Source organism: Rhodococcus sp. PSi06, assembly GCF_054960675.1.
This window is the reverse complement of the sequence record NZ_JBHNYO010000004.1, coordinates 214,752-239,791: the sequence shown is the minus strand read 5'-3', so window position 1 is coordinate 239,791 and position 25,040 is coordinate 214,752. Positions and strand designations below refer to the sequence as shown.

Annotated in this window: 24 protein-coding genes; 7 read left to right on the top strand and 17 right to left on the bottom strand. The window is 65.1% G+C overall.

Translation table 11 applies throughout. The annotated features are described in order from the left end of the window. Positions 1-63: 63 nt before the first annotated feature. Genes rlmB through ACFI9K_RS07700 form a run of 5 tightly spaced genes read right to left on the bottom strand, consistent with a single transcriptional unit; the run spans position 64 to position 4,102 of the window. Positions 64-1,047 (bottom strand): 23S rRNA (guanosine(2251)-2'-O)-methyltransferase RlmB, encoded by a 984-nt coding sequence (rlmB, locus tag ACFI9K_RS07720; protein WP_462662951.1) that lies wholly within the window; start codon positions 1,045-1,047, stop codon positions 64-66. After that, positions 1,047-2,462 carry a cysteine--tRNA ligase gene (gene cysS / locus ACFI9K_RS07715; RefSeq protein ID WP_462662950.1) on the bottom strand — a complete coding sequence of 472 codons (1,416 nt, stop codon included), beginning with the start codon at positions 2,460-2,462 and terminating at the stop codon, positions 1,047-1,049. The genes rlmB and cysS overlap by 1 nt, the downstream gene beginning before the upstream one ends. Before the next feature lie 23 nt (positions 2,463-2,485). After that, entirely contained in the window at positions 2,486-2,950 is a 465-nt protein-coding gene (gene ispF, locus ACFI9K_RS07710; RefSeq protein ID WP_462662949.1) for a 2-C-methyl-D-erythritol 2,4-cyclodiphosphate synthase, read from the bottom strand. Then, positions 2,947-3,612, bottom strand: a complete 666-nt coding sequence (ispD, locus tag ACFI9K_RS07705; protein ID WP_462662948.1) for a 2-C-methyl-D-erythritol 4-phosphate cytidylyltransferase — start codon at positions 3,610-3,612, stop codon at positions 2,947-2,949. Before ispD ends, ispF begins: the two co-directional genes overlap by 4 nt. Position 3,613: 1 nt before the next feature. Continuing rightward, entirely contained in the window at positions 3,614-4,102 is a 489-nt protein-coding gene (locus ACFI9K_RS07700; protein ID WP_027494344.1) for a CarD family transcriptional regulator, read from the bottom strand. 288 nt (positions 4,103-4,390) lie between these two features. Here ACFI9K_RS07700 and ACFI9K_RS07695 point away from each other — a divergent pair, with 288 nt between their 5' ends. From ACFI9K_RS07695 to disA, 3 genes are all read left to right on the top strand, one after another. After that, positions 4,391-4,999 (top strand): copper chaperone PCu(A)C, encoded by a 609-nt coding sequence (locus ACFI9K_RS07695; RefSeq protein ID WP_462662947.1) that lies wholly within the window; start codon positions 4,391-4,393, stop codon positions 4,997-4,999. 53 nt (positions 5,000-5,052) lie between these two features. Next, complete coding sequence (gene radA, locus ACFI9K_RS07690; protein ID WP_462662946.1) at positions 5,053-6,450, top strand: DNA repair protein RadA; 1,398 nt, start codon at positions 5,053-5,055, stop codon at positions 6,448-6,450. 127 nt (positions 6,451-6,577) lie between these two features. After that, positions 6,578-7,663: a DNA integrity scanning diadenylate cyclase DisA gene (gene disA / locus ACFI9K_RS07685; RefSeq protein ID WP_222095190.1), complete on the top strand. Its 1,086-nt coding sequence runs from the start codon at positions 6,578-6,580 to the stop codon at positions 7,661-7,663. Here disA and ACFI9K_RS07680 read toward each other — a convergent pair. From ACFI9K_RS07680 to ACFI9K_RS07670, 3 genes are all read right to left on the bottom strand, one after another. Further along, the gene (locus ACFI9K_RS07680; protein WP_462662945.1) at positions 7,660-8,529 is read right to left on the bottom strand and encodes an SCO6745 family protein; all 870 of its coding nucleotides are present in this window, start codon (positions 8,527-8,529) and stop codon (positions 7,660-7,662) included. The genes disA and ACFI9K_RS07680 overlap by 4 nt on opposite strands. 15 nt (positions 8,530-8,544) lie before the next feature. Next, complete coding sequence (locus ACFI9K_RS07675) at positions 8,545-9,291, bottom strand: hypothetical protein (protein WP_462662944.1); 747 nt, start codon at positions 9,289-9,291, stop codon at positions 8,545-8,547. A gap of 91 nt (positions 9,292-9,382) precedes the next feature. Further along, complete coding sequence (locus tag ACFI9K_RS07670; RefSeq protein WP_462662943.1) at positions 9,383-10,009, bottom strand: carbonic anhydrase; 627 nt, start codon at positions 10,007-10,009, stop codon at positions 9,383-9,385. Between the two features lie 90 nt (positions 10,010-10,099). On the opposite strand from ACFI9K_RS07670, the gene ACFI9K_RS07665 reads away from it, so the two are divergent. Then, positions 10,100-10,978: an HhH-GPD family protein gene (locus tag ACFI9K_RS07665; protein WP_462662942.1), complete on the top strand. Its 879-nt coding sequence runs from the start codon at positions 10,100-10,102 to the stop codon at positions 10,976-10,978. A gap of 3 nt (positions 10,979-10,981) precedes the next feature. On the opposite strand, the gene ACFI9K_RS07660 is transcribed toward ACFI9K_RS07665, so the two are convergent. Further along, a complete protein-coding gene (locus ACFI9K_RS07660; protein ID WP_462662941.1) occupies positions 10,982-11,791 on the bottom strand; it encodes an alpha/beta fold hydrolase in 810 nt (269 codons plus the stop codon). Between the two features lie 5 nt (positions 11,792-11,796). Further along, positions 11,797-12,534, bottom strand: coding sequence for an alpha/beta fold hydrolase (locus tag ACFI9K_RS07655; RefSeq protein WP_462662940.1), 738 nt, complete (start codon positions 12,532-12,534; stop codon positions 11,797-11,799). Between the two features lie 36 nt (positions 12,535-12,570). Here ACFI9K_RS07655 and ACFI9K_RS07650 point away from each other — a divergent pair, with 36 nt between their 5' ends. After that, a complete protein-coding gene (locus ACFI9K_RS07650) occupies positions 12,571-12,882 on the top strand; it encodes an antibiotic biosynthesis monooxygenase family protein (protein ID WP_222095183.1) in 312 nt (103 codons plus the stop codon). Positions 12,883-12,892: 10 nt separating this feature from the next. On the opposite strand, the gene ACFI9K_RS07645 is transcribed toward ACFI9K_RS07650, so the two are convergent. Together ACFI9K_RS07645 and ACFI9K_RS07640 are read right to left on the bottom strand one after the other, a co-directional pair. Then, positions 12,893-15,208: a putative bifunctional diguanylate cyclase/phosphodiesterase gene (locus ACFI9K_RS07645; RefSeq protein ID WP_462662939.1), complete on the bottom strand. Its 2,316-nt coding sequence runs from the start codon at positions 15,206-15,208 to the stop codon at positions 12,893-12,895. Between the two features lie 172 nt (positions 15,209-15,380). Beyond that, a complete protein-coding gene (locus ACFI9K_RS07640; protein ID WP_462662938.1) occupies positions 15,381-15,818 on the bottom strand; it encodes an OsmC family protein in 438 nt (145 codons plus the stop codon). Between the two features lie 110 nt (positions 15,819-15,928). On the opposite strand from ACFI9K_RS07640, the gene ACFI9K_RS07635 reads away from it, so the two are divergent. Both ACFI9K_RS07635 and ACFI9K_RS07630 read left to right on the top strand, forming a co-directional pair. After that, on the top strand, positions 15,929-17,113 hold the full coding sequence (locus tag ACFI9K_RS07635) for a lipase family protein (RefSeq protein ID WP_462662937.1): 1,185 nt from the start codon (positions 15,929-15,931) through the stop codon (positions 17,111-17,113). Positions 17,114-17,178: 65 nt separating this feature from the next. After that, positions 17,179-18,501 carry a serine hydrolase domain-containing protein gene (locus ACFI9K_RS07630; RefSeq protein WP_462662936.1) on the top strand — a complete coding sequence of 441 codons (1,323 nt, stop codon included), beginning with the start codon at positions 17,179-17,181 and terminating at the stop codon, positions 18,499-18,501. A gap of 183 nt (positions 18,502-18,684) precedes the next feature. Here ACFI9K_RS07630 and ACFI9K_RS07625 read toward each other — a convergent pair whose 3' ends face one another. The 5 genes from ACFI9K_RS07625 to ACFI9K_RS07605 form a co-directional block, all read right to left on the bottom strand. Continuing rightward, positions 18,685-21,225: an ATP-dependent Clp protease ATP-binding subunit gene (locus tag ACFI9K_RS07625; protein ID WP_222095178.1), complete on the bottom strand. Its 2,541-nt coding sequence runs from the start codon at positions 21,223-21,225 to the stop codon at positions 18,685-18,687. Positions 21,226-21,499: 274 nt separating this feature from the next. Then, entirely contained in the window at positions 21,500-23,023 is a 1,524-nt protein-coding gene (gene lysS / locus ACFI9K_RS07620; RefSeq protein WP_462662935.1) for a lysine--tRNA ligase, read from the bottom strand. 36 nt (positions 23,024-23,059) lie between these two features. Beyond that, the gene (locus tag ACFI9K_RS07615; protein WP_222095222.1) at positions 23,060-23,482 is read right to left on the bottom strand and encodes a rhodanese-like domain-containing protein; all 423 of its coding nucleotides are present in this window, start codon (positions 23,480-23,482) and stop codon (positions 23,060-23,062) included. Between the two features lie 11 nt (positions 23,483-23,493). Beyond that, positions 23,494-24,063 carry a cysteine dioxygenase gene (locus tag ACFI9K_RS07610; protein ID WP_462662934.1) on the bottom strand — a complete coding sequence of 190 codons (570 nt, stop codon included), beginning with the start codon at positions 24,061-24,063 and terminating at the stop codon, positions 23,494-23,496. Positions 24,064-24,237: 174 nt separating this feature from the next. Beyond that, positions 24,238-25,038, bottom strand: a complete 801-nt coding sequence (locus ACFI9K_RS07605) for a type III pantothenate kinase (RefSeq protein WP_222095175.1) — start codon at positions 25,036-25,038, stop codon at positions 24,238-24,240. Between the last annotated feature and the right edge of the window lie 2 nt (positions 25,039-25,040).

Here is a 25,040-nt window from a genome sequence, read left to right as displayed (position 1 = left end):
CCGACCTCACACCCCGGTTCGAGCACTAGCAGGGGTGTGAGGTCAACAGAAAGGGTGTGAGGTTCAGCCCCGTCGCTGCCGAGCGATGTCGGCCAGCACAACGCCTGCCGCGACGGATGCGTTGAGTGATTCCACCGGCCCTGCCATCGGGATCGACAGGATGTGGTCGCAGGTCTCGCTGACCAGACGCGAGAGGCCCTTGCCCTCGGAACCGACGACGATGACCACCGGTCCCTTACCGTCGAACGTGTCGAGGTCGGTGTCGCCGCCCGCGTCCAGCCCGACGACGGTGACGCCCTTGGACTGCCAATCCTTCAGTGTGCGAGTCAGATTGACTGCTCGTGCGATGGGCAGTCGCGCTGCGGCACCGGCACTGGTGCGCCACGCCACGGCAGACACGCTGGCGCTACGACGCTGCGGGATCACGACGCCGTGGCCACCGAACGCAGCCACCGATCGCACGACGGCACCGAGGTTGCGCGGGTCGGTGATGTTGTCGAGCGCCACGAGCAGCGCCGGTTCCTGATGCGTGCGGGCATTCGAGATCAGGTCGTCGGGGTGGGCGTAGCGGTACGGCGGCACCTGCAGGGCCAGGCCCTGGTGCAATCCGTTGGCGCTGAGCTTGTCCAGATCCGAGCGCGGAACTTCGAGGATGGAGATCCGCGCATCGCCCGCGCGTTGTACGGCTTCCTTGAGGCGATCGTCGCTGTCGGTACCGACGGCGACCCACAGAGCCGTAGCGGGTACGCCGGCGCGCAGGCACTCGACGACGGGGTTGCGCCCGAGCACCACCTCGGGTCCGTCTTCGGCCTTGCGCCCGGCCGGTCGACCGCCCGCGCGTCCCGCGCTCGTTCCGCCGCGGTTCTGCGCGGACTTCTCGGCGAGCTTGGCCCGACGCGCCGCGGGATGCTTGGTGCGCTCGGAGGCGGGGGGTGTCGCGCCGCGGCCCTCGAGGCCCTTGCGACGCTTGCCGCCGGATCCGGCGACCTGCCCCTTCTTGGTGCCGTCCTTGCGGATTGCGCCGCGCCTACTCGAATTGCCTGCCATCACAAACCTGCTTCGTCGGTCTTGCTCGTACCCAGCGACCATTCGGGCCCGTTGGGTGTATCTGTCACATCGACTCCGGCCTGGGCCAGGCGATCGCGTATCTCATCGGCTGCGGCCCAGTCCTTGGTCGCCTTCGCCGTTGCTCGACGCTCCAGCTCCGCCTCGACGAGAACGCCGAGGGCACCGAGAGCTGCTGCGTCCGAACCACTGTCGGCCGACCAGTGCGGATCGAGCGGGTCGACACCGAGGATGTCGAGCATCGCCCGCACACTGCCCGCATGCTCCACCGCGGCCGGTAGGTCACCGGACTCGAGGGCCGTGTTGCCGAGGGTCACGGTGGCGTGAATCTCGGCCAACGCCTTGGGAACTCCGAGATCGTCGTCGAGGGCCGCGGCGAATCCGGCGGTCCACTTGCCCATCGGGACGTCACCGGCGCGTTCGACGGCTCGCCGCACGAATCCTTCGATGCCCCGATACGTCACGGCCGCGGTCTCGAGCGCGGTGTCGGAGTACTCGAGCATCGATCGGTAGTGTGCCCCGCCGAGGTAGAACCGAAGTTCTTGTGGGCGAACCTTTTTGAGCACGTTCGGCACCGAGAGGACGTTACCGAGGGACTTGGACATCTTCTCGCCGCCCATCGTCACCCACCCGTTGTGCAGCCAGTACCGCGAGAAGCCGTCGCCGGCCGCCATGGACTGTGCTCGTTCGTTCTCGTGGTGCGGAAACACCAGATCGAGCCCGCCGCAGTGGATGTCGAAATCCGCGCCGAGGTAGGTCTCCGCCATCGCCGAGCACTCGAGGTGCCAGCCGGGTCGGCCCGGGCCCCACGGCGTCGGCCACGATGGCTCACCCGGCTTCGCGCCCTTCCACAGCGTGAAGTCGCGAGAATCGCGCTTGCCCTCGGCGACGCTCTCGCCCTGGTGCACGTCGTCGAGCTTGTGACCGGACAGTGCGCCGTAACTCGGAAAGCTCTGCACATCGAAGTACACGTCGCCGCACGGATCGGCGTACGCGTGCCCACCCTCGATCAGCCGCTCGATCATCTGGACCATCTGAGTGATGTGGCCGGTCGCCCGCGGTTCGACGGACGGCGGCAGCACACCGAGTCGGTCGTAGGCCCAGGTGAAGGAACGCTCGTAGGTTGCGGCCCACTCCCACCAGGGACGGCCGGCATCACGAGCTTTGTTGAGGATCTTGTCGTCGATGTCGGTGACATTGCGGACGAAGGCGACGTCGTAATCGTGCGCCAGCAGCCAGCGCCGCAACACGTCGAACGCGACGCCGCTGCGCACGTGACCGATGTGGGGTTCACCCTGCACCGTTGCCCCACACAGATACACCGAAGCATGGCCAGGGACCAAGGGGGTGAATTCCCGCAGGGCCCTCGTCTCGGTGTCGTGTAGGTGAAGGGTCACGACCAGCAATGCTACCGGTGGTTTTACCCCGTCATGACAAGTGCGGTCGCGATGGCCGCGATTCCTTCACCGCGACCGGTCAGGCCGAGCCCGTCGGTGGTGGTCGCCGACACCGATACCGGCGCACCGAGCACGCGCGAGAGGACTTCCTGCGCCTCGACGCGGCGCGGTCCGATCTTGGGTCGATTGCCGATGATCTGCACCGCGGCGTTGCCGATCGCGAATCCGTCGGCGTCCAGCAGCCGCTTGACCTCGGTCAGCATCGCAGCTCCACTGACTCCGTCCCACTCGGGACGGCCGGTGCCGAAAACCGACCCCAGATCGCCCAGACCTGCTGCGGACAGCAGCGCGTCGCAGAGCGCGTGTGCGGCGACGTCGCCGTCGGAATGGCCCTCGAGTCCGTCCGCGTCCTCGAACAGCAGTCCGGCCAGCCAGCAGGGCCGGCCGGGAGCTATGGGATGGACGTCCGTGCCGATCCCGACTCTCATAACAGCGCCTTTGCCAGTAGTAGGTCGTGTGGCGTGGTGATCTTGAATGCGAGGGCGTCCCCGACAATGGTGTGCACCGTCTCGCCGATGCGCTCGACCAGTCCCGCGTCGTCGGTGGATATGTCGGTCGCAGCGGCATACGCCCGGCGCAGGACCGCGGCATCGAAACCTTGCGGTGTCTGCACCGAGCGCAGGCTCGAGCGATCGGGCGTGCCGACCACCGCGCCCATGATGTCGACCGATTTGATGGTGTCGACGACGGGCAGTACTGGAATGACGGCCGAGCGTCCGGCGCGCACCTCTGCGACGACGCGAGCGATCAGCGTCGGTGGAGTCAGGGCCCGGGCGGCGTCGTGCACCAGCACGACGGAGGCATCACCGACGGCAGCGAGACCGGCCCGTACCGAATCGGTGCGCTCGACGCCACCGGCTACCACGAGGACATCGGCCCCCACGTGGTCGCGGGCGGTATCGAGCAGATCCGCGGGCACGATGACGACGATCCGGTCGACGGCACCGGATGCTTGCAAGCCGTCCACCGAGCGCGTCAGGAGAGAATCGGTACCCAGACAGACGAAAGCCTTCGGCTCGTGAGATCCGAGTCGAAGGCCTTTGCCCGCAGCGGGTACCAGGGCGACGACGTCGCAGAGGGTACCGTTCACGCTAGGAAGCTGTAGCGAGAACTTCGTCGAGCATGGTGTCGGCCTTGGCCTGGTCGGTTCCTTCGGCCAGTGCCAGCTCGCCGACCAGAATCTGACGTGCCTTGGCGAGCATTCTCTTCTCGCCTGCCGACAGTCCGCGATCCTGCTCGCGTCGCCAGAGATCGCGCACGACCTCGGCTACCTTGTTCACGTCACCGGAGGCCAGCTTCTCCAGGTTCGCCTTGTAACGGCGCGACCAGTTGGTGGGCTCTTCGGTGTGCGGTGCCCGAAGCACCTGGAAGACCTTGTCGAGGCCTTCTTGCCCGACGACGTCGCGAACGCCTACGTACTCCGCGTTGTCCGCGGGAACTCGAACGGTGAGGTCGCCTTGCGCGACCTTGAGAACCAGATACTCTCTCGGTTCACCCTTGATGGTGCGTGTCTCTATCGCTTCGATCAGCGCCGCTCCGTGATGGGGGTAAACGACGGTGTCTCCGACCTTGAAAATCATGTGACAAGTGCCCCTTTCGATTTACCCAGAATACCACGCCCGATATCAACGGTGCAGGTCAGGGGCACAGCGATGCCGAATCAGGGGTTGACACAGACGCATCGACGTGTATCCGAGGCCACATTTTCGCGTGCGTCGTTCCGCATGTTCTTCTGCTGACAGGCACCCCCACCTGGCATCATCGGGCCACCGGCAGACCCCACGAGCGGTCGGTGGACGAGAACTACTACTCTGCCTAGTGGACGAGATGGACCGAGCCGGCCCGGCACCACATGGAGGACGACCGAAGTGACTGCAATCGACGCTGCGACACCGCTTGGCCGCCATCGCAGAGTGGCCACCACTCTCGCCCTCCTCGCCGGTGGCGCACTGGCTCTGACGGCATGCGGCTCAGGCCAGATCTCCCAGACCGCGACGCAGGTCGCCGCCGTCAACGGAAGCTCCGCCGACGTCGGAGACATTCAGCTTCGCAACGTGCACGTGGTGTACCCCAACTCGCAGGAGTACAGCATCGAGCCCGGCGGCACCGTCGAGCTCGGCTTCACCGCCATCAACTCCAATTCCGCCGTCGCAGACGAACTGACCGGGATCTCCTCGCCCGAGGCACAGGTAACCATCGTCGACGAAGCGGAATCGGGAAGTAACGAGATCGCACCGCTGACAGCGCTCGGCGCAGGTTCGCCCGCTGACGTTCAGCTCGACGATCCCCTCCTGCCGATCCAGTTGATCAAGGTCGAGATGGCCGACATCAGCGAGAACGTCCGGCCCGGCCTCACCTTGCCGGTGACGTTCGATTTCGCCAACGCTGGCGAAGTAGTCGTCAACGTGCCGGTCGACGCCGGTCACGAGCTCGAGCGCTCCGAAGAGGCAGTATCCGAGCACAGCGGCGGACACTGACACCTCGGTTCGAGGTGAGCGGACCTGTCGGTGCCGATCGTTAGGCTTCCGACGTGGTCAAACTGAAGTCGAGCTACCGCTGCTCCGCATGCCATCACTCGGTTTCGAAATGGGTCGGACGGTGCCCCGAATGCGGTAACTGGGGCTCGATGGACGAGGTTCAGGCCACTGCAGCTGCCCTGACCAGCCGTGCAGGCGCGTCGGCTCTGCGTTCCGGCGGCGGGGCGATGATCCCGACGACACCCGCAGCTGCTCTGACGACCATCAGCAGTGCCTCGTCCCAAGCCAACACCACCGGCATCGACGAGTTCGACCGCGTGCTCGGCGGCGGTCTGGTGCCCGGCTCGGTGGTTCTGCTCGCAGGTGAACCCGGTGTCGGCAAGTCGACGCTGCTGCTCGAGGTGGTGCATCGGTGGGCTCGCTCGGCTCCCGATCGCCGCGCGCTCTACGTGACCGGCGAAGAATCCGCAGGACAGGTTCGGCTGCGGGCGGACCGTACCGGTGCAGTGCACGATCGCGTCTTTCTCGCCGCCGAGTCCGATCTCGCCACGGTGTTCGGCCACGTGGAACAGGTCAAGCCGAGTCTGTTGATCGTCGACTCGGTGCAGACGATGCTTGCCGCCGACGTCGACGGAGTCATCGGCGGTGTCACCCAGGTGCGTGCGATCACGAGTGCGTTGACCACCCTGGCCAAGACCACCGGGGTCGCTGTGCTGCTGGTGGGGCACGTGACGAAGGAAGGCGCGGTGGCCGGCCCACGCTCGCTCGAGCATCTCGTCGACGTGGTGCTCAATTTCGAGGGTGACAAGCACTCCACGCTGCGCATGATTCGCGGCGTCAAGAACCGATTCGGCGCCTCGGACGAGGTGGGCTGCTTCGAGTTGCGGGAGACCGGAATCGTCGGCATCAGCGACCCGTCCGGGCTGTTCCTGCACCATCGAAACGACGCGGTCCCCGGGACCGCGGTCACTGTGACGATGGACGGCAAGCGGCCACTGCTGGCCGAGTTGCAGGCATTGATCGTCGACACCGCGATGCCGTCGCCTCGGCGCGCGGTCAGCGGACTCGACCATGCTCGAGTTGCGATGATCCTGGCCGTTCTCGAGCGCCGGTGTGGGGTCAAGGTGTCCAAGGCCGAGGTCTATGCGGCGACGGTCGGCGGCATGCGAACGAGCGAACCGTCCGCCGATCTCGCACTCGCAGCGGCAGTGGCCTCGGCTGTGCGTGATCAACCCCTACCCCCGGGAATGGTCATCCTGGGTGAAGTCGGCCTGGCCGGTGAGGTGCGACGCGTGGCCGGATTGGGTCGTCGTCTCGCCGAGGCTGCCCGCTTGGGCTTCAACTACGCGATCGTCCCGGAAGACGCCGGCCCCATACCCGACGGCATCAAAGTCAAGACGGTCACCAACGTCGGCGAGGCGTTGACCTATACGCGTATGCGGCCGGTATGACACCGGGCAGTATTCTTTACCGGGCTGCCCGCGTGTAGCAGCACAGTATTCTTTACCGGGCTGCCCGCGTGAAGCAGCACAGTAGTCTTCGATCGCACGTGGAGTTCCGAAACGAGGGGGGTTGGCCATGGAGGGCACCACGCCGTCCCCAGCGTTGCGCGAGACCATTGCTCGGCTCGCTCCGGGCACCGCTCTGCGTGACGGCCTCGAGCGAATTCTGCGTGGCCGTACCGGCGGGTTGATCGTCCTCGGTTACGACGACGAAGTCGAGGCGATCTGCGACGGAGGCTTCGAGCTCGATGTCGAGTTCGCTCCCACCAGGCTTCGTGAATTGTCGAAAATGGATGGCGCGGTTGTGCTTTCGACCGACGGCAAGCGCATCGTTCGGTCCAATGTCCAGCTGGTGCCGGACCATACGATTCCGACCGTCGAATCGGGTACCCGGCACCGTGCCGCCGAGCGCACCGCCATGCAGACCGGTTATCCCGTTGTCTCCGTGAGCCAGTCGATGAGCATCGTCAGCGTCTACATCGACGGCATCCGACACGTGGTCGAGGGCTCGGCCACCATCCTCTCGCGCGCCAATCAGGCCGTCGCGACTCTCGAGCGGTACAAGGCCCGGCTCGACGAGAACACCCGTCAACTCTCGGTGGTCGAGATCGAGGACTTCGTGACTCTGCGCGACGCCTTGACCGTCGCGCAGCGACTCGAGATGGTGCGGCGGGTGTCGGTGGAGATCGAGCAGAACGTTCTCGAACTCGGTACCGACGGTCGTCAGCTCGCCCTCCAACTAGAAGAGTTGTTGGGCGACAACGATGTCGATCGCCAACTGGTGGTACGCGACTACCTGGCCGGCAACGAGCCGTCGAGCACCACCGGGGTGGAGAAGGCACTTGCCGCCCTCGACAAGCTGACCGACGTCGATCTGCTGGATCTGACGACACTGGCCCGCGCCTTCGGCTATCCGGCGACCATCGAGGCTCTCGACACCCCGATGAGTCCCCGCGGGTATCGAGTGCTGACGCGCGTACCGCGGTTGCAGTTCAGCCAGATTCACCGTCTCGTCGGCGCGTTCGGCACGCTGCAGGGTTTGCTCGCCGCCACTGCCGCCGACCTGCAATCGGTCGACGGCATCGGCGGACTGTGGGCACGACACATCAGGGAAGGCCTGTCCAGGTTGGCCGAGGCCTCGATCTCGGGACCGTACGACTAGCGCTTCTTGGTCCCCGGGAGGAAACCGGCGTCGATGACGGCCTTCACATAGGGCCGTGCGCTCGTGATCAACTGCTCGGCATCGGGGATGTTCTTCCACACTGCCGAGGCCATGGCATCGGTGCGATCCTCGATGTGCTGATCCAGAGCGGTGCCGGCGTCGGTCAACATCTCCCCCTCGGCAAAGGTGGTGAGCAGTCCCCGAACGGCCAGTCGCTCTGCGGCCGAGTCCCATTCGCTCTCGGACCACTGCCGCGTCAGCTGTGTGATGCGCTTGCCGAGTGCTCGGCGGCCGGGCTGCGGTGTCGGGCGGACGGCTTCGTGGAACACAGCCGCTTCAGCGGGGTCGAGTTCTGCGTCGATGAGGGCGGCGAGGTGGCCGTCGCCGCGCCATTCACGCAGCACGGTGATCGAGTGCCACAGGGCGAGGTGCGGCACGTCGGGCCGTTCGGCAGCGTGCCACGCGGCCGCGAGAGGCCGGCCGGCGAACGACGCGGCGTCGCCGATGCTACGCAGACGCTCCGCGATGGTCGTGAGATCCGGCTCGGAGGCCAAGGAACCCAACGCTGTGCCGAGGACGGAGTCGAGTAGCGCCCACCGTCGATCGGACACTGCATCCAGACCGACGGCCACAGCGGCCGGCCATGCCTGCTCGATCAACGCCGGATTGAAGTTGTAGAACGCAGCCGCGACGACGCTGGGTGCGCACGCACCCATCGGTGCGGCCCGTGCGCCGACGTACCAGGCGTGACCGTCCAGCCCGGTGTCCTCGTACGCCGATCCCAATTCCGGATTGAAGTACGCGGTGACGTGGAAGGGCTCGAGTGTCTTGTACGCGGCGCGGGCAAGCTCTGTAGAAGTGGTCATGAGATCGAACCGTACTCAGCCGGTGATGTTGAACGGCTCCGGCGCGCTCTTGAGCTCACCGAGCTGCGCGATCGCCTGGTAAGCGCCGACCCCCACGGGGATGCGCTCCTCGCCGCAGCCGGGGACGGAGTTGGTACCCGACCACTTGACCGTGAACCCGGCCTGCTCGCCGGGCTTGAAGGTACGCAGATCGGATGCGGCGTTGGGGAAGCAGTCGATGTTGGACCAGATGCGCTGATTGTCGAGGGTGTACACGAGCGCCTGCTGCAGACCTGCACCGACATCGCGCTGGCATTCCGTCGAGCCGATGTTGGTGATGACCACGGTGAACACGGGTTCTTCGCCCAGACGGTAGGTGGCCTTCTCCGGCGTCACCTTGATGGCGAGCGACTGATCCGAGCACTGATTGGCGATCACCGGCGCCGGAGCTCCGCTGGTGGTCGCCGCTGTCGCACCACCGGCCGCGGAGTCGGTGCCTCCGCCCGAGCCACCCGATCCGCCCGAGCCACCGGAGCCGCCGTCGGATCCACCCGAGCCTCCGGACTCACCGGGGGTAGCGGAGGAACTGGGCGACGGCAGTGCCGACGATGTTTGCGGTGCCGCGACGACACCGGCGGGAGCGGCCTCGGTGTCGTCGGAACCGCCGCTGAGCGAAGCGATGAACCACACGATCAATCCGAGGACGACGACGGCCGCACCGATGGCGAGCGCGCGACGTCGCCAGTAGATTTCGGGAGGCAAAGGCCCGCTCGGTTCCAACACGAATCAACCGTATGCGGCCGGAGGCAACCTTTCCCTGAGCCCACGCGGCGTGTCGCGTGAACGACTCCGCTCACGCGGGCTCGGGTACGAGTCAGGCGGGCTGTTCGCCGATGTCGCCGATGACCTCACGGAGCTGCGCATGCCCCTTCGACAACTGGTAAGTGAGGCCGACGATGGCGAGTTGCCCGGCCTCGACCTTCTCGGCGACGATGCGGGAGCGCTGCATCAGCAGGTTGCCGGTTTCCTGTACGTGGCGCGCCTCGAACTCGTCGACCGCCTCGTGACCGTCACGCCGGGCCGAGAGCACGGACGGGGTGACGCGTTCGACGACGTCGCGGATGTAACCGCCGGGGACGTCTCCACTTTCGAGAGCGTCGACGGTCGCTTGCACGGCACCGCAGTGATCGTGGCCGAGCACCACGATCAGCGGCGCGTTGAGGACTGCGACGCCGTACTCGATGGAACCGAGGACGGCGGAGTCCACCACGTGGCCGGCGGTGCGGACGACGAACATGTCGCCGAGGCCCTGATCGAAGATGATCTCGGCCGCAACGCGCGAGTCGGCGCAGCCGAACAGGATGGCCCCGGGATGCTGAGCACTCTCGAGGCGAGCGCGGTCCTCGATGCCCTGCGACGGGTGCAGGACCTCTCCGGAGACGAACCGTTGGTTGCCTTCCTTGAGTGACTTCCAGGCAGCGATCGGATTCGAAGCAGGCATGCGCTTCATTGTGCACGTGCATCGGGCTACCGGCGAGTCGGGTTCACTACTGTTGGTATCGATCACAGACACGAGAAGAAGGGCACACAGTTGCCGATCGATGCCGAGGCTCTGCTCGGGTGGTTCGATACCGACGGACGCGACCTGCCGTGGCGTCGTCCGGGCGTCAGCGCCTGGCAGATCCTGATGAGCGAGATCATGCTGCAGCAAACTCCGGTGGTGCGGGTGGCACCCATCTGGGAGCAGTGGGTGCAGCGGTGGCCGGTACCCTCGGCGATGGCCGCGTCCTCACAGGCCGAGGTACTGCGCGCCTGGGGCAAGCTGGGCTATCCGCGTCGAGCATTGCGGTTGCACGAGTGCTCGCGCGTGCTCGCCGAGGAATACGGCGACGAGGTTCCCCGCGACGTCGACACCCTGCTCGGCCTGCCCGGCATCGGGGCCTATACGGCCAGGGCAGTGGCAACTTTCGCCTACGGTCAGCGAGTTCCGGTGGTGGACACCAATGTTCGACGCGTCGTCGCGCGTGCGTTACACGGCAACGCCGAGCCTGGAAATCCCTCCACCACAAGAGATTTGGCCGACGTGGCACAGCTGCTTCCGGTGAGTGTCCCGCGCGCTGCCCAATATTCGGCGGCCCTGATGGAGCTGGGCGCGCTGATCTGTACCGCCAAGAATCCGGCGTGCCTGCTGTGCCCGCTGCCCGAGTGCGCCTGGATCGAGGCCGGAAGGCCGGCACACACGGGACCGGCGAAGAAGGTTCAGAAGTTTGCGGGCACCGACCGTCAGGTTCGCGGCAAGCTCATGTCGGTTCTGCGCGAGAGCACCGGCCCGGTCGAGCGGGCTCAGCTCGACATCGTCTGGCCCGCAGACCCCACCCAACGCGACCGCGCTCTCGATTCGTTGCTCACCGATGGATTGATCGAACAGACCGAATCGGGATTGTTCGCTCTCGCAGGCGAGGGTTCGTAACGGCTAGGACGACAGAAACTCCACCACGGCCGCATTGACCGCATCGGGGCGTTCGAGGTAGCCGAAGTGGCCGGTGTCGGCTATTTCGACATAGCGAGCACCGGGTATCGCGGCAGCAACGTCGCGGCACTGCTGCGCCGGAATCATGCGGTCGTCGGCGAATCCGATGACGAGAGATTTTGCCGTGATTGCCCGGTATGCCGCCAATCGATCTGTGCCGGCACGCATTTCGAGCCCGATCTGTGCCCGCATTCCTGGCGTCCTGCGGCCACCGGAATACTCGAGAACCGCCAGCCAGTCACCGATCGCGCCGTCGTCGGCCAGGGTCTTCGGTGAAAAGTTCTGCATCGCAGTCATTGCCGCTCGGTACGACGCGGGAAGTTCGATTCCGGCGTCGTGCAGATCTTTCTCGCCCTTCGACATCTGCGCTCGAAATGTGTTGGTCTTGCCGAAGGTGGCCATCATCACCGCGTGCGACACCAGATCCCGCCTCGCCAGCGCCAATTCCTGTGTGACGCGGGCTCCCATCGAGGTACCCACCACTCGTGCAGGCCCTCCCCCGAGGTGTTCGATGAGGGCAGCGGTATCGGCAACCAGGTCGTCGAGCATCATCCCGCCGGCACACTCGGAAGACGGTGCGATGCCGCGGTTGTCGAACGTCGCCACCCGGTATCCCTGCTTCACCAGGGCCGGAACCTGATGTGTACGCCACACTCGCCCCGGGCTGCCGGTACCCATCACCAACACCACCAGTGGTCCCTCACCGGTGACGTCGTAGTTCAGGTCGATTCCGTTGAGCTTCGCGAGCGGCATTCGGGTCATTCTAGTGTGCGCAGGAAGTTCTCGACCGCCGCGCGATACCGCTCGGGAGCCTCGTCGTGAATCAGGTGCGCTGTGTTCTCGATCCGCACGTATGTCGATCCGGGCTTGCGCGAGTGCATCTGCCGCATCTGCCCGGCCGGGGTGATGGTGTGTTCACCCTCGATCAGCAGTACCGGGGCTCGCGCGGAATCCCACTCGTCCCAGAAATGCCGCGTCCCCCATTCCTGCGAAACGGCCTCGAAGGTGTCGATGTCGCCGTGCAGTCGCCAGCCGTCGGCGCTGCACTCGAAGGAGTCCAGAAAGTACTGTCCTGCAACATCTCCGAAGAATGCGCGCACCGCATCCGCGTCGGGAAAGGGTTGTGGCCATGCCCGCATCATGGCAGCCCAATCGTCTGCGGTGCGGCCCCGAAAGTCCGGTGCGATGTCCTCGATCACCAGTCCGGTCACCAGATCGGGTCGCTGCGCTGCCGCACACCAGGCGTGCAGCGCTCCCATCGAATGGCCGATCAGCACACTCGGGCCGAGCGATTCCAGATGGTCGAGGAGGTCCGCCGTGAACGATTCGGTCGTGAGCGTCGACGGTGCCGGACGCCGATGCCCCGGTGCGTCGTAGGTGTGCACGTGCCCGAATTCTCGCAGCCAAGGAACCTGTCGACGCCAGGTTGCTGCGCTGCCCATCAACCCGTGCAGCAGCAGTATCGAACGGCCGGATCCACCCTCGTCGTAGAGCATCACCGCCGAGCATAACGGCGGGGTAACCTCGCCGACATGGCCATTGTGAAGATCAATGCGATCGATGTACCGGAGGGCGCAGGCCCCGAACTCGAGAAGCGCTTCGCCGCGCGCGCCGGAACGGTCGACGGGTCCCCCGGATTCCTCGGGTTCCAGTTGCTCCGGCCGGTCAAGGGCGAGTCACGCTACTTCGTCGTCACCCAGTGGGAGGACGAGGAGTCGTTTCAGGCGTGGTCGGGTGGTCCGTCTCGCCAGGCACACGCCGGTTCCGGCGACAGCAAGCCGGTCGCGTCGGGAGCCTCGCTGCTCGAATTCGAGGTCGTCCTGGACGTTCCCGCCCGCTCCTGACGACCGGACGTTATCGGATGGGTTGACGCGCGAGTTCCCACTCGAGTCTCGTGGGAGTATCGGAATCGAGTTTGTGGACGGCGTCGAACAGTAGCTCGGGCGGCATCGGTCGGCCGAGGTAAAACCCTTGCGCTGCATCACAACCCAACTCGCGGAGGGTGTCGAGCGTGCCCGCGTCCTCGACGCCCTCCGCCGTCACCCGCACGCCGAGGCTGCGGGAGAGGTCGATGGTGGAGCGAACGATGGATGCGTCGGTGTCGTCGGAGTTCATCTTCGAGACGAACGAGCGGTCGATCTTGAGCGTCTGCACCGGCAGAGTCTGCAGGTAGGCCAATGAGCTGTACCCGGTTCCGTAATCGTCGATCGCCAGTGTCACCCCCAGGCCCCGCAGTGAGTTCAGCGCAGCCACCGACCGCACCGGGTTGGTCATCGCAGTTGTTTCGGTGACCTCGAACTCGAGAGCGTAAGCCGGAACAGAGTGCTTCGACAACGCCGCGGCAACCTGTTCGGTGAGCGTCTCGTCGAGCAGATTTCGGACCGAAAGGTTCACCGAGACAGACAGAGTGACACCCCTGCGCCGCAACGCGCTGCACTGTGCGAGCGCCTCGTCGAGTACCAGCGCGGTGATGGCGGGCAACATACCGGTTCGCTCGGCGTCGGGCAGGAACATCGACGGACCGATCAAACCTTCGCGCGGATGCTGCCACCGTAGTAGTGCTTCGACTCGATCGACGCTGCCCGATTCGAGATCCAGGCACGGCTGGAAGAACACCCGGAGCTGGTGGTCGCGGATCGCCGTGTCGAGCTCGCCCAGCAACCGCATCTGATCGTGACGGTCACGATCCATATCGGGTTCGTATCGACCGACTCGGGTGTGTCCCGCTTTCGCCGCCGTCAGCGCCACGTGGGCCTGCTGCATCATCGCCTCACCGTCGAGCGGCGTCGCCAACGGGCACTGCGTTCCGCGTGCACCCGCCGACGACTCCTCGATGGACGCTATGCCCACCGTCGCGTCGAGGGCGACATTGATGTCGTGGACGAACATCTTGCGGCTGACGGCGAACTGCAACTGCGCAGCGGTCTCCGACACATCCATTTTGCCGGGCCGACGGGTCATCGCGACCACGAATTGATCTCCGCCGAGTCGCCCCACCAGATCGTCGGACCGAACCGATGCGACGAGCCGATGGCCGATCTCACGCAGCACACTGTCGCCCACGCTGTAACCGAAGGTCTCGTTGATCTGCGCGAATCGATCGACGTCCACTACCAACGTGAAGACGTCCGCATCACCGCGAGTGGCGAGCATGGAGTCCAATCGCTCACGAAGCAGACGCCGACTGGCGAGTCCGGTCACCGCGTCCGTCCGTGCAACATCCTCGAGGATGGCAGCCTGCCGCCGCAGCGTCCGCACGAAACGCGCCATCCGAAACCCGACGAGGATGATGACCAGTGCCGACGATCCCACGATGACCCAACCCCATTGCTCGACGGGAACGCCGCGGATCAGTTGCACGGTCATCACCGCCGGTGTCACGGCTACCGCAACCGAGAGGGCGGAAAATCGTCCCCTACCGAACTTGAGCGGACCGGGCCGCACAGCCCGGTCGACCGATGTGTGCTCGTCGTGCAGGGCGATCACGCCGAAGCAGACGTACGCGGCCAGCCACATGGCGTTCGGAAGCGTGGATCGATAGATCTCGATGTCGATCGCGGCGGCGTAGGACGCGCAGTCGGCCGCAACGAGCACGACGACTCCTAATGCCGCGGCCACGAAGGGAACTGTGACCGACCGCGTGACGAGATACAGACTGCCGACGAGGGTCAACAAGAACGCGTCGACGGTGAGGTAGGTCGTTGCCGGCCAGAGGTCCATGGCCTCGGAGAACGACCGCGCCGAGCCGTCGGACACGACGAACACCCAGGTGATGAGACCGAAGCCGACGGCGACGATCAGGCATTCGTACAGCTCCTCCAGCCCGAACACCAGACCGTTCTCGTCGGCGGCCCGGGCGAACCCGAACGCGATGATCGCGTAGCCCAGCAGGTAGAAGACGTCCGCGGCCGAGAACGTCGGCATCCGACCACCGTCGACGTTCATCACGGCAATCAGTGCGTCCCCGATGCCCCAACTGCCGACACCGATGGCCATGTATTTCCAGGTCCGCTTGTCCGGGCCGGGTGCGCGAACGTAGCGATACACGAAAGCCGCCACTGTGGCCGACAGCACGATTGCGTAGACCGCGTTCCGGGGTAGTCCCTGCGGGGCGATTACGTATGCCACCACCGCGACCGCACCGAGACCCAGGAAGCGCGTCCACAACATAGTGGGCCGATCCTTCCTGGGCCGATCGGTGCGTACCCCTGCGTACACATCAGCGGACCGAACCCGACGTTTGACCTCGATTCGTCACCGAACCATCCGTAGATGGGTCGAATCACGAACTATTTCAAACCTGACGATGGTTCGCCAGTCTCACATCGGGCACCGTGTCTGTTCAGCCCTCCAAAGACGCATCCAGAGTGATCTCCACGCCGGTCAGCGCCTTGCTGACGGGACACGTTTCCTTGGCGGCCTGGGCAGCCTTTGCGAAGCCCTCGGCGTCCAGACCGTCGACCTCGCCTCGAACGGTGAGCTTGATACCGGTCAACTTGAACCCCGGCTGGTCCGGACCGAGCGAGACGTCAGCAGTGACCTCGAGGCTCTGCGGGGTGCCGCCTGCCTCGGCGATCAATGCAGACAGCTGCATTGCGTAGCAACTAGAGTGTGCGGCCGCGATCAGCTCCTCGGGGCTGGTGGTGCCGTCGGCATTCTCGGCGGCGCGCTTGGGAAACGACACGTCGAAAGTCGCTGCGCCGGAGCTGGAGAGCTCGACCTGGCCGGAACCCTGCTCGAGAGTGCCGTTCCAAGCTGTGCGTGAGGTACGAGTTGGCATCGAACCAAATCCTTTCGTTGTCGACCCTGTGTAGGACCGATACTCAGGCTAACGTCGGCGGTGCGACCGGGCCATCGAGTGCGGCAATCTCGACACGAAGGATGACGTGAATGAAGAAGTGTGTGCGAGCAGCGATCGCATCGGCGGTACTGCTGGCGAGTGCAGTGGTCTCGACGCCGCCGGCCGGTGCCGATCCACTGCGGAACTTCTACGACGCGCCCGTACCGACCATCGCCGCAGCAGCCCCCGGCGAGATCGTGCGCACCCAACCCGTCACCTCGCCCAAAGGATTCGGACTGGGCTTCGACATCGAACGCATTCTGTATCGATCGAACGACACCCACGACGACCCCATGGTCGTCTCCGGATACTCCATGACCCCCACCGCTCCGTGGCCCGGCCCCGGCCCACGGCCGGTGATCGCCTACGCGCCCGGCACCTCCGGCATGGCCGACCGCTGCGCCGGATCGGCAGTTCTCGGAACCGTCGGATCGTCCCCGGCCATCCTGCCGCTGCTCCTGGCCGGATACCGCGTCGTCGCAACCGATTATCAGGGCCTGGGTACGCCCGGTGGGCACACGTATCTCAATCGGCTCGCCTCGGGCCGCGCACTGCTCGACGCCGCCAGAGCAGCAGACGTCGACTCAGCCACCCCGGTGGTGCTGTACGGATACTCCGAAGGCGGATTTGCATCCGGAGCTGCGGCCGAACTGGCCTCCACCTATGCCCCGGACCTGAACGTCGTCGGAGCGTATGTCGGTGCACCACCGGCAGATCCGACGCTCAACATCACCAACCTGGACAACACGACGCTCGGTAGCGCCGTGCTCTTCGCCGTCGACGGCATGATCAACTCCTACCCGGAACGAGCCGACAGCATCCGCAGCCTCTTCGATTCCGACGGCCTCGCGGTACTCGACGCCGCGCAGAACTGGTGCACAACCGATGCCGCGGCCGCCGACGTGGTGCACACGAGAGAACTCACCCGGGACGGCCGAGCATTGATCGAGCAATTGGACAACCCAGTTTTCGCCGAGGTGGGTGCAGCGAACACCGTCGGCCGCATCGCCCCCGCCATGCCGATCTACCTGTCTCATGCAGTAGAAGACGACACCGTGCCCATCGAGCAGAGCCGGACCCTGCTGCGGCGCTGGCAGGAACTCGGTGCCGACATCACCTACCGCGAGTACGAGTTTCCGACCATTCCCTACAAGGGTGCGAACCACCTTCCCGGGGCCCTGGCCGCATACGCCGACGTTCTGCCCTGGATCTCCGGCCTGATTCGCGGGAGCTGATCTCAGGTAGGAAATCAGGGTGTTCACCGAGGCGTCGACCGCGATGAGATTGATTCACTCCATCCATGCGGATAGTGCACGCCCTCCTGACCATTGCGGCAGTTCTGACCGCATCGCCGACCATCCCCGACGACGGCAGCGCGTCGGACGTCGCGATGATCGCCGAGGAGCTGGGCCTTCCCGGAGTCGCCTTTCGAGTCGTCTCCGAGCGCCAAGTCCTCGAGAACGTCGAATACGGGGTGGACGGACACGGTGCCCCGATCGAGAACGACACGCCGTTCGTCTGGGGATCGGTTTCGAAATCGGTGACGGCGGCCACGGTGTACTCGCTCGTGTCGCAACACTTCCTCGATCTGCGCTCAAGTGTGAATTTGGTTCTGCCGGAGGGTAATTCGATCCTTTCGGACGACGTCACGGTCGAGGACCTGGTCCACCACACCAGCGGGCTCCCCCACGACGTTGCCGGACTCGACGTGTGGGGACGAACCGCACGAGCAGTGGACGTCGTGCCCGACGTGGACGTCACCGCCGGCGACCGCGGTACCTTTCGATACTCGAGCCTGAACTACCTACTGCTGCAGGCCGTCGTCGAGAAGATCACTGCCGAACCGTTCGCCGACGTCGTCGCTCGCGAGACCGGAGTGCACACCGTCGGTACCGTAGCGCCCGGACACGTCCCGTTCTTCGGATTCCCGCGCCGCATCGACACCGGGACCGACGCCGCCGGACTCGGCTACGGGTACCTCGGCGGTTCCATCGACGAACTCTCGCGCTATGCCGCACGACAACTGACCGCTCCGGCGTCGAACAGTCCCGATACGGTGCCGACGGGCTCGGGACTGGCATACGGATACGGGTGGTACGTCGAAACGTTGCCGGACGGTACCGAGATGCGGTGGCACTCGGGAGCAGTACCGGGCTACTTCACTCACGTCGCACTGATTCCCGAACGCCATCTGGCCGTGGTGTTCGCGGCGAACAGATACGGCGAGCTCGAGGCCGACAAGCTTGCCACCGCCGCCCGCTCACTCGTCCTCACCCGCCTCGTTATGGACGAGCCTCGTGCCGCCGGCCTGGGCATGTACGAGATCGCGCTGATCGCGTCGAGCACACTCGGCGGTGGTGTTGACCCTCTGCGCGGGCCGCATGCTGCTTCGCATCAGGACAGCCCCGGGCAGATGGGCCCCTGTGCACATCGGGTTCGCCGCCATCGCAGCAGGAGCGCTTTATTTCGGGACGCCGATGGTTGCCGGGGCCCCGATCTCGACCTTGGGCCGCTGGGCACCCGATCTGACCCTGCTGTTCTGGATCGTGCTCGCCGAACTTGTCGTCATCGCCGGCGGTCTGGCTGCCCGGGTCTGGATCAATGCGCCTTTGTTGCACTCTGACTGACTGAAATCCACATTGATCCGTGGTCCGGGGTCCGGGGTGGGCGGCCGACACCGGGGGCGGGCGGGGGTGGGTTGGCGGGTGTGGGCGAGCAGGGGCGGGTGGACACACGACAACGGGCGACCCTCCGAAGAGGATCGCCCGTTGCCTTTAGCTGGTGAAACGTGTGTAGCTGGTGAAACTTACTCGCTGTCGCTGTCTCCGGCGGCCTTGGCCAGGTCTACCGGGACCTCGTCGGGGACGATGATGGACTTCTTCTCACCGCGGAACGTGAACTTCGCGTCCTCGCCTGCGCCTTCGCCGTCCCAGTTCTCGACGTCGACCAGGATGATCTGACCGGCTTCGATCTCGCCGAACAGGATCTTCTCCGACAACGCGTCCTCGATCTCGCGCTGGATGGTGCGACGCAGCGGCCGCGCACCCAGGACGGGGTCGAATCCACGCTTGGCCAGCAACGACTTGGCCTTCTCGGTGACCTCGATGGCCATGTCCTTGTTCTTGAGCGCACCTTCGACTCGGTTGAGCATGAGATCGACCATCTGGATGATCTCGTCTCGGGTGAGCTGATGGAACACGACGATGTCGTCGATGCGGTTCAGGAACTCGGGGCGGAAGTGCTTCTTCAGCTCGTCGTTGACCTTGAGCTTCATCCGCTCGTAGTTGGAGCCGGTGCCTTCACCCGAGGAGAAGCCGAGACCGACAGCCTTCGAGATGTCTGCGGTACCGAGGTTCGAGGTGAAGATCAGCACGGTGTTCTTGAAGTCGACGGTGCGTCCCTGTCCGTCGGTGAGACGGCCGTCTTCCAGAACCTGAAGCAGCGTGTTGTAGATCTCCGAGTGGGCCTTCTCGATCTCGTCGAACAGCACGACGGAGAACGGCTTGCGACGGACCTTCTCGGTGAGCTGGCCACCCTCTTCGTACCCGACGTATCCGGGAGGCGCACCGAACAGACGCGACGCGGTGAAGCGGTCGTGGAACTCGCCCATGTCGATCTGGATCAGTGCGTCGTCCTCGCCGAACAAGAAGTTCGCCAAAGCCTTCGACAGCTCGGTCTTACCGACACCGGACGGGCCGGCGAAGATGAACGAGCCCGACGGACGCTTCGGGTCCTTGAGACCTGCACGGGTACGACGGATCGCCTTCGAGACGGCCTTGACTGCCTCGACCTGGCCGATGATCCGCTTGTGCAGCTCGTCTTCCATGCGGAGCAGACGGGTGGTCTCCTCCTCGGTGAGCTTGAAGACGGGGATGCCGGTCCAGTTGCCCAGAACCTCGGCGATCTGCTCGTCGTCGACCTCGGCGATGACGTCGAGGTCACCGGAACGCCACTGCTTCTCGCGCTCGGCACGCTGACCGACGAGGGTCTTCTCCTTGTCGCGCAGGTTCGCAGCCTTCTCGAAGTCCTGAGCGTCGATGGCCGATTCCTTCTCCCGGCGCGCGTCGGCGATCTTGTCGTCGAACTCGCGCAGGTCTGGCGGCGCGGTCATCCGGCGGATGCGCATCCGCGCGCCCGCCTCGTCGATGAGGTCGATTGCCTTGTCGGGCAAGAACCGATCGTTGATGTACCGGTCGGCCAGTGTGGCGGCCGCAACGAGTGCACCGTCGGTGATCGAGACGCGGTGGTGAGCCTCGTAGCGATCGCGCAAACCCTTGAGGATCTCGATGGTGTGCTCGACGGTCGGCTCGCCCACCTGGACGGGCTGGAAACGACGCTCGAGTGCGGCGTCCTTCTCGATGTACTTGCGGTACTCGTCGAGGGTGGTGGCACCGATGGTCTGCAGCTCGCCACGAGCCAACTTCGGCTTGAGGATCGACGCTGCGTCGATGGCACCTTCGGCAGCACCTGCGCCGACGAGCGTGTGCAGCTCGTCGATGAACAGGATGATGTCGCCGCGGGTGTTGATCTCCTTGAGCACCTTCTTCAGGCGCTCCTCGAAGTCACCGCGGTAACGGCTGCCGGCCACGAGCGAGCCGAGGTCGAGGGTGTACAGCTGCTTGTCCTTGAGCGTCTCGGGAACCTCGCCGTTGACGATGGCCTGAGCCAGACCCTCGACGACTGCCGTCTTACCGACACCGGGCTCACCGATGAGCACCGGGTTGTTCTTGGTGCGACGCGACAGGACCTGCATGACGCGCTCGATTTCCTTGGCGCGACCGATGACCGGGTCGAGCTTGCCTTCGAGCGCTGCCTGGGTGAGGTTGCGACCGAACTGGTCGAGGACCAGTGACGTGGACGGAGTACCCGCCTCGCCGCGGCCGCTGCCGCTCTCGGACGGTTCCTTGCCCTGGTAACCGGACAGCAGCTGAATGACCTGCTGGCGAACCCGGTTGAGGTCGGCTCCGAGCTTGACCAGGACCTGAGCTGCGACGCCTTCGCCCTCGCGGATCAGGCCGAGCAGGATGTGCTCGGTGCCGATGTAGTTGTGGCCGAGCTGCAGTGCTTCACGCAGGCTGAGCTCGAGTACTTTCTTGGCGCGCGGGGTGAACGGGATGTGACCGGACGGAGCCTGCTGGCCCTGGCCGATGATCTCCTCGACCTGGCTGCGTACTCCTTCGAGGGAGATGCCCAGCGACTCGAGAGACTTGGCTGCGACGCCTTCGCCCTCGTGAATGAGGCCGAGCAGAATGTGCTCCGTGCCGATGTAGTTGTGGTTGAGCATCCGGGCTTCTTCTTGAGCCAGGACGACAACACGCCGCGCGCGATCGGTGAACCTCTCGAACATCGCTCTCCCTCACTTCTTGGTGGGTGGTAGCTCGCCCACCAGTTCTTCTAGCGCCGCAGTGTCCATACGCTGAGGTCGCTTGTGCATTTGAAGGTAAGACTGATTCTCACTGTAGTTGGCCGACGTGACGAACGCCGACCCTCCACCCTCGAAATACTGCGCAACCGCCCGCGAAATCGGACTGCCTTGCCTGCTTACTGTTCATAACGCAGGCACTATGCAAAACGTTTCCCATTCGATGTCCGCTGCTGGCGAACAATGCTTCTCCGGCGAATCAGGCCTGAGACGGCTTGACGATCGGAAACAGGATCGTTTCGCGGATACCCAGGCCGGTCAACGCCATCAGCAGCCGGTCGATTCCCATGCCGGTTCCGGTGGTCGGCGGCATGCCCTGTTCCATGGCCGCGAGGAAGTCCTCGTCGAGCACCATCGCCTCGTCGTCTCCTGCGGCCGCCTGCCGGGCCTGATCCTCGAACCGTTCGCGCTGAATGATCGGGTCGACCAGCTCCGAGTAGCCGGTCGCCAGCTCGAATCCGCGGACGTACAGATCCCACTTCTCGGTGACGCCCGGCTTGCTGCGGTGCTGGCGCGTCAGCGGCGACGTCTCCACGGGGAAATCACGGACGAACGTCGGTTCGGTCAACGCGTCGCCCACCTGGTGTTCCCACAGCTCCTCGACCAACTTGCCGTGACCGTAGATCGGCACACCGTCCTTGCGGGGAACCTCGACCCCGACCTTGTCTGCGATCGCGAGCAGTTCGTCGACGGTGGTGTCGGGGGTGACGTCGAATCCGAGGGACTCCGACAACGACGGGTACATCTCTAGCGTCGTCCATTCGCCACCGAGGTCGTAGGTGGTGCCGTCGGGCAGCGTGACGACCGTCGACCCGAGTGCGGCCATGGCCACTTCCTGGACGAGTTCACGCGTCATCGTCGCCGAGTCGTCGTACGTGCCGTAGGCCTCGTAGGTCTCGAGCATCGCGAACTCCGGCGAGTGCGAGGAATCTGCACCTTCGTTGCGGAAGTTGCGGTTGATCTCGAAGACCTTCTCGATGCCGCCGACGACGCAGCGCTTGAGGAACAGCTCCGGCGCGATACGTAGATAGAGGTCGGTGTCCATCGCGTTGGAATGCGTGACGAACGGCCGGGCCGCCGCGCCGCCGTGCAGCGTCTGCAACATCGGGGTCTCGACCTCGAGAAAACCGCGACGCTCGAGCGCGTTGCGCAGCTCACGGACGACGGCGATGCGCTTGCGGGCGGTTTCCCGAGCCTCGGGACGCGTGATCAGATCCAGGTAACGCTGCCGAATACGCGTCTCTTCGCTGAGTTCCTTGTGTGCGACGGGCAACGGCCGCAACGACTTCGACGCGATCTGCCAGGCATCTGCCATCACCGACAACTCACCGCGGCGGGAGCTGATCACCTCGCCGTGCACGAACACGAAGTCGCCGAGGTCGACATCGGACTTCCAGGCTGCGAGGGCGTCCTCGCCGACGCCGGCCAGGCTGATCATCGCTTGGAGCTGGGTACCGTCGCCCTCCTGCAGCGTGGCGAAGCACAGCTTGCCGGTATTGCGGACGAAGATGACGCGGCCGACGACTCCGACGATCAGACCGGTCGTCGTATCGGCCTCGAGCTCGGGAAACTGGGTGCGGATCTCGAGCAGCGAGTGGGTGCGGGGAACCGATACCGGATACGCCTCGACCCCGCGCTCGAGCAGCGCAGCGCGCTTGGCTCGACGAATCCGTAGTTGCTCCGGGGTGTCGTCGGCCTGCTGGGTGGAAGCTGTGTCAGTCACGCGCACATACTTTACAGTCCGAGACCGACAGCGCGATCAGTGCGCTGCGACGGCCTCTGCCTCACGGACGCAGTGCTTGGCCTGCGTCAACACACCGAGCAGGCCGGCCGACTTCAGCGCCTGATAGCCGCCCACCAGATCGGTGGCCTTGTGCAGACCCAACTGCTGGAGCGACGCGGCCGCGAGCGAAGAGGTGTAACCCTCGGAGCAGATGACGATCCACTCGACGTCGTGGTCGGTCGCAATCGCCAGTCGCGCATCGCTCGTGGGATCCAGACGCCATTCGAGGACGTTGCGTTCGATGGCCAACGCACCCGGCAGAGTTCCCTCGACGGCACGCTGTGCCTGCGGGCGAATGTCGACGACGACGGCCCCGCGGTCGACGGCGTCGCGCAGCTCGAAGACGGTCATGCGATCGATGGTCTCGCGGGCGGATTCGAGCATTTCGACAATGGTCATGGTCTGGGTGGTCACAGTGCGGCCTTCTCGGGTTCGTCGGTGAGCTCGCTGCGGGTGCGACGCAACGTGGACCGCTCGGTCACTTCGTAGTAGGACATCGCTGTCAGCGGGGGTGAGTACGCGTGCACACTCAGGGTGGGCCCGGCGGTGGTCGACGCCGGATCGTGCATCACGTCGTGCACCCACCCCAGCGGGAACGACGCCTGGTCACCTGCTTCGAGATGACGTTCCTTCAGTTCCGTTCCTGCCCAACGATATTCGAGCAATGACCCACTGAGGACGGTCAGCGCGCCGAGAGAGCCGGCGTGATCGTGCAGTTCGGTGGACCGATCGGGAACCCAGCTGATCAACCAGACATCGAGGTCGTCGTCGGAGTGCAGGCGAGCGGCCCAGCGCTCGTCGGTCGGCCACTGCCCACCGCTGGGGAGCAGGTGGTCGAATCGCCCCTCGAGGACGTCGGATGCGCCCTGATCGGTGATGCGCAGCAGGTCGGGTGGACGTAGCCGAGTAGGCAGAGTCGAGATCGACCGCGAGGCCGAACGGGTACGGGTGGGTGCAGAAAATACAGGTGTGGAAAGCATGAAGCTCTACTCCAGGGGTGTGTAACGAACGAGGCAGCGGTCAGCCTCGACAACACTCCTGGGTGGCCATGCACGTCATCACGCCGACGATTCTGACACACGAACGCCCGATGCGCTAGCGCTGGTTCCGAACGATCAGCGCGAAACCCTCAGCGCGAGCGCCACTGAAGACATTCAGCGCGGGCGCCGCTTAGCCATGTTGCGTTCGTAGACCAGTCGTAGCCCTTCGAGCGTCAGGTCGGGTTCGTGATGCTCGATGGTGGTCGACTCGGGCAGGATCAGCGCCGCGATGTCCCCGGTGCCGATGACCGCGACGTCGGTCCCACCGACCTCCGGGACCTCGCGCCTGATGCGTCCGACGAGACCGTCCACCAGGCCCGCGAAGCCGAAGATGGTGCCGGCTTGGATGCACTCGACGGTGTTCTTTCCCAGCACCGACCGCGGACGCACCATCTCGACCTCGCGCAGTGTCGCGGTGCGCGTCGACATGGCCGAGGCCGATATTTCGAGACCCGGCGCGATCGCTCCGCCGAGGAATTCGCCCTTGGCCGAGACCACGTCCACGCACGTGGTGGTACCGAAATCCACCACGATGCACGCCGAGTCGTACAGGTCATGTGCCGCAAGGGTATTGACGATGCGGTCGGCACCGACCTCTTTGGGATTGTCGACCAGCAACGGGACCCCGGTCCGCACACCGGGTTCGACCACCACGTGCACCACATGATCCCAGTACCGCACGAGCATCGTCCGCATCTCACGCAACACGGACGGCACCGTGGACAGCGCCGTCACGCCGGTGATCTGCTCGGCCTGTTCACCCAACAATCCGCGCAACATGAACGCCAGCTCGTCCGCCGTCACGTGTGGGTCGGTCCGAATGCGCCAGTCGCGCAGCAGTTTCGAGTGATCCCCGGTACCGGTGAAGAGGCCGACCACCGTGCTCGTGTTGCGCACATCGATTGCGAGGAGCATCG

What these genes read in the sequence shown, in the direction of transcription:
- rlmB (WP_462662951.1), bottom strand. Translation starts at nt 1,047, where the DNA reads ATGGCAGGCAATTCGAGTAGGCGCGGCGCAATCCGCAAGGACGGCACC.
- ispF (WP_462662949.1), bottom strand. Translation starts at nt 2,950, where the DNA reads ATGAGAGTCGGGATCGGCACGGACGTCCATCCCATAGCTCCCGGCCGG.
- ACFI9K_RS07700 (WP_027494344.1), bottom strand. Translation starts at nt 4,102, where the DNA reads ATGATTTTCAAGGTCGGAGACACCGTCGTTTACCCCCATCACGGAGCG.
- disA (WP_222095190.1), top strand. Translation starts at nt 6,578, where the DNA reads ATGGAGGGCACCACGCCGTCCCCAGCGTTGCGCGAGACCATTGCTCGG.
- ACFI9K_RS07680 (WP_462662945.1), bottom strand. Translation starts at nt 8,529, where the DNA reads ATGACCACTTCTACAGAGCTTGCCCGCGCCGCGTACAAGACACTCGAG.
- ACFI9K_RS07670 (WP_462662943.1), bottom strand. Translation starts at nt 10,009, where the DNA reads ATGCCTGCTTCGAATCCGATCGCTGCCTGGAAGTCACTCAAGGAAGGC.
- ACFI9K_RS07660 (WP_462662941.1), bottom strand. Translation starts at nt 11,791, where the DNA reads ATGCCGCTCGCGAAGCTCAACGGAATCGACCTGAACTACGACGTCACC.
- ACFI9K_RS07655 (WP_462662940.1), bottom strand. Translation starts at nt 12,534, where the DNA reads ATGCTCTACGACGAGGGTGGATCCGGCCGTTCGATACTGCTGCTGCAC.
- ACFI9K_RS07650 (WP_222095183.1), top strand. Translation starts at nt 12,571, where the DNA reads ATGGCCATTGTGAAGATCAATGCGATCGATGTACCGGAGGGCGCAGGC.
- ACFI9K_RS07645 (WP_462662939.1), bottom strand. Translation starts at nt 15,208, where the DNA reads ATGTTGTGGACGCGCTTCCTGGGTCTCGGTGCGGTCGCGGTGGTGGCA.
- ACFI9K_RS07640 (WP_462662938.1), bottom strand. Translation starts at nt 15,818, where the DNA reads ATGCCAACTCGTACCTCACGCACAGCTTGGAACGGCACTCTCGAGCAG.
- ACFI9K_RS07635 (WP_462662937.1), top strand. Translation starts at nt 15,929, where the DNA reads ATGAAGAAGTGTGTGCGAGCAGCGATCGCATCGGCGGTACTGCTGGCG.
- ACFI9K_RS07630 (WP_462662936.1), top strand. Translation starts at nt 17,179, where the DNA reads ATGCGGATAGTGCACGCCCTCCTGACCATTGCGGCAGTTCTGACCGCA.
- ACFI9K_RS07625 (WP_222095178.1), bottom strand. Translation starts at nt 21,225, where the DNA reads ATGTTCGAGAGGTTCACCGATCGCGCGCGGCGTGTTGTCGTCCTGGCT.
- ACFI9K_RS07615 (WP_222095222.1), bottom strand. Translation starts at nt 23,482, where the DNA reads ATGACCATTGTCGAAATGCTCGAATCCGCCCGCGAGACCATCGATCGC.
- ACFI9K_RS07610 (WP_462662934.1), bottom strand. Translation starts at nt 24,063, where the DNA reads ATGCTTTCCACACCTGTATTTTCTGCACCCACCCGTACCCGTTCGGCC.
- ACFI9K_RS07605 (WP_222095175.1), bottom strand. Translation starts at nt 25,038, where the DNA reads ATGCTCCTCGCAATCGATGTGCGCAACACGAGCACGGTGGTCGGCCTC.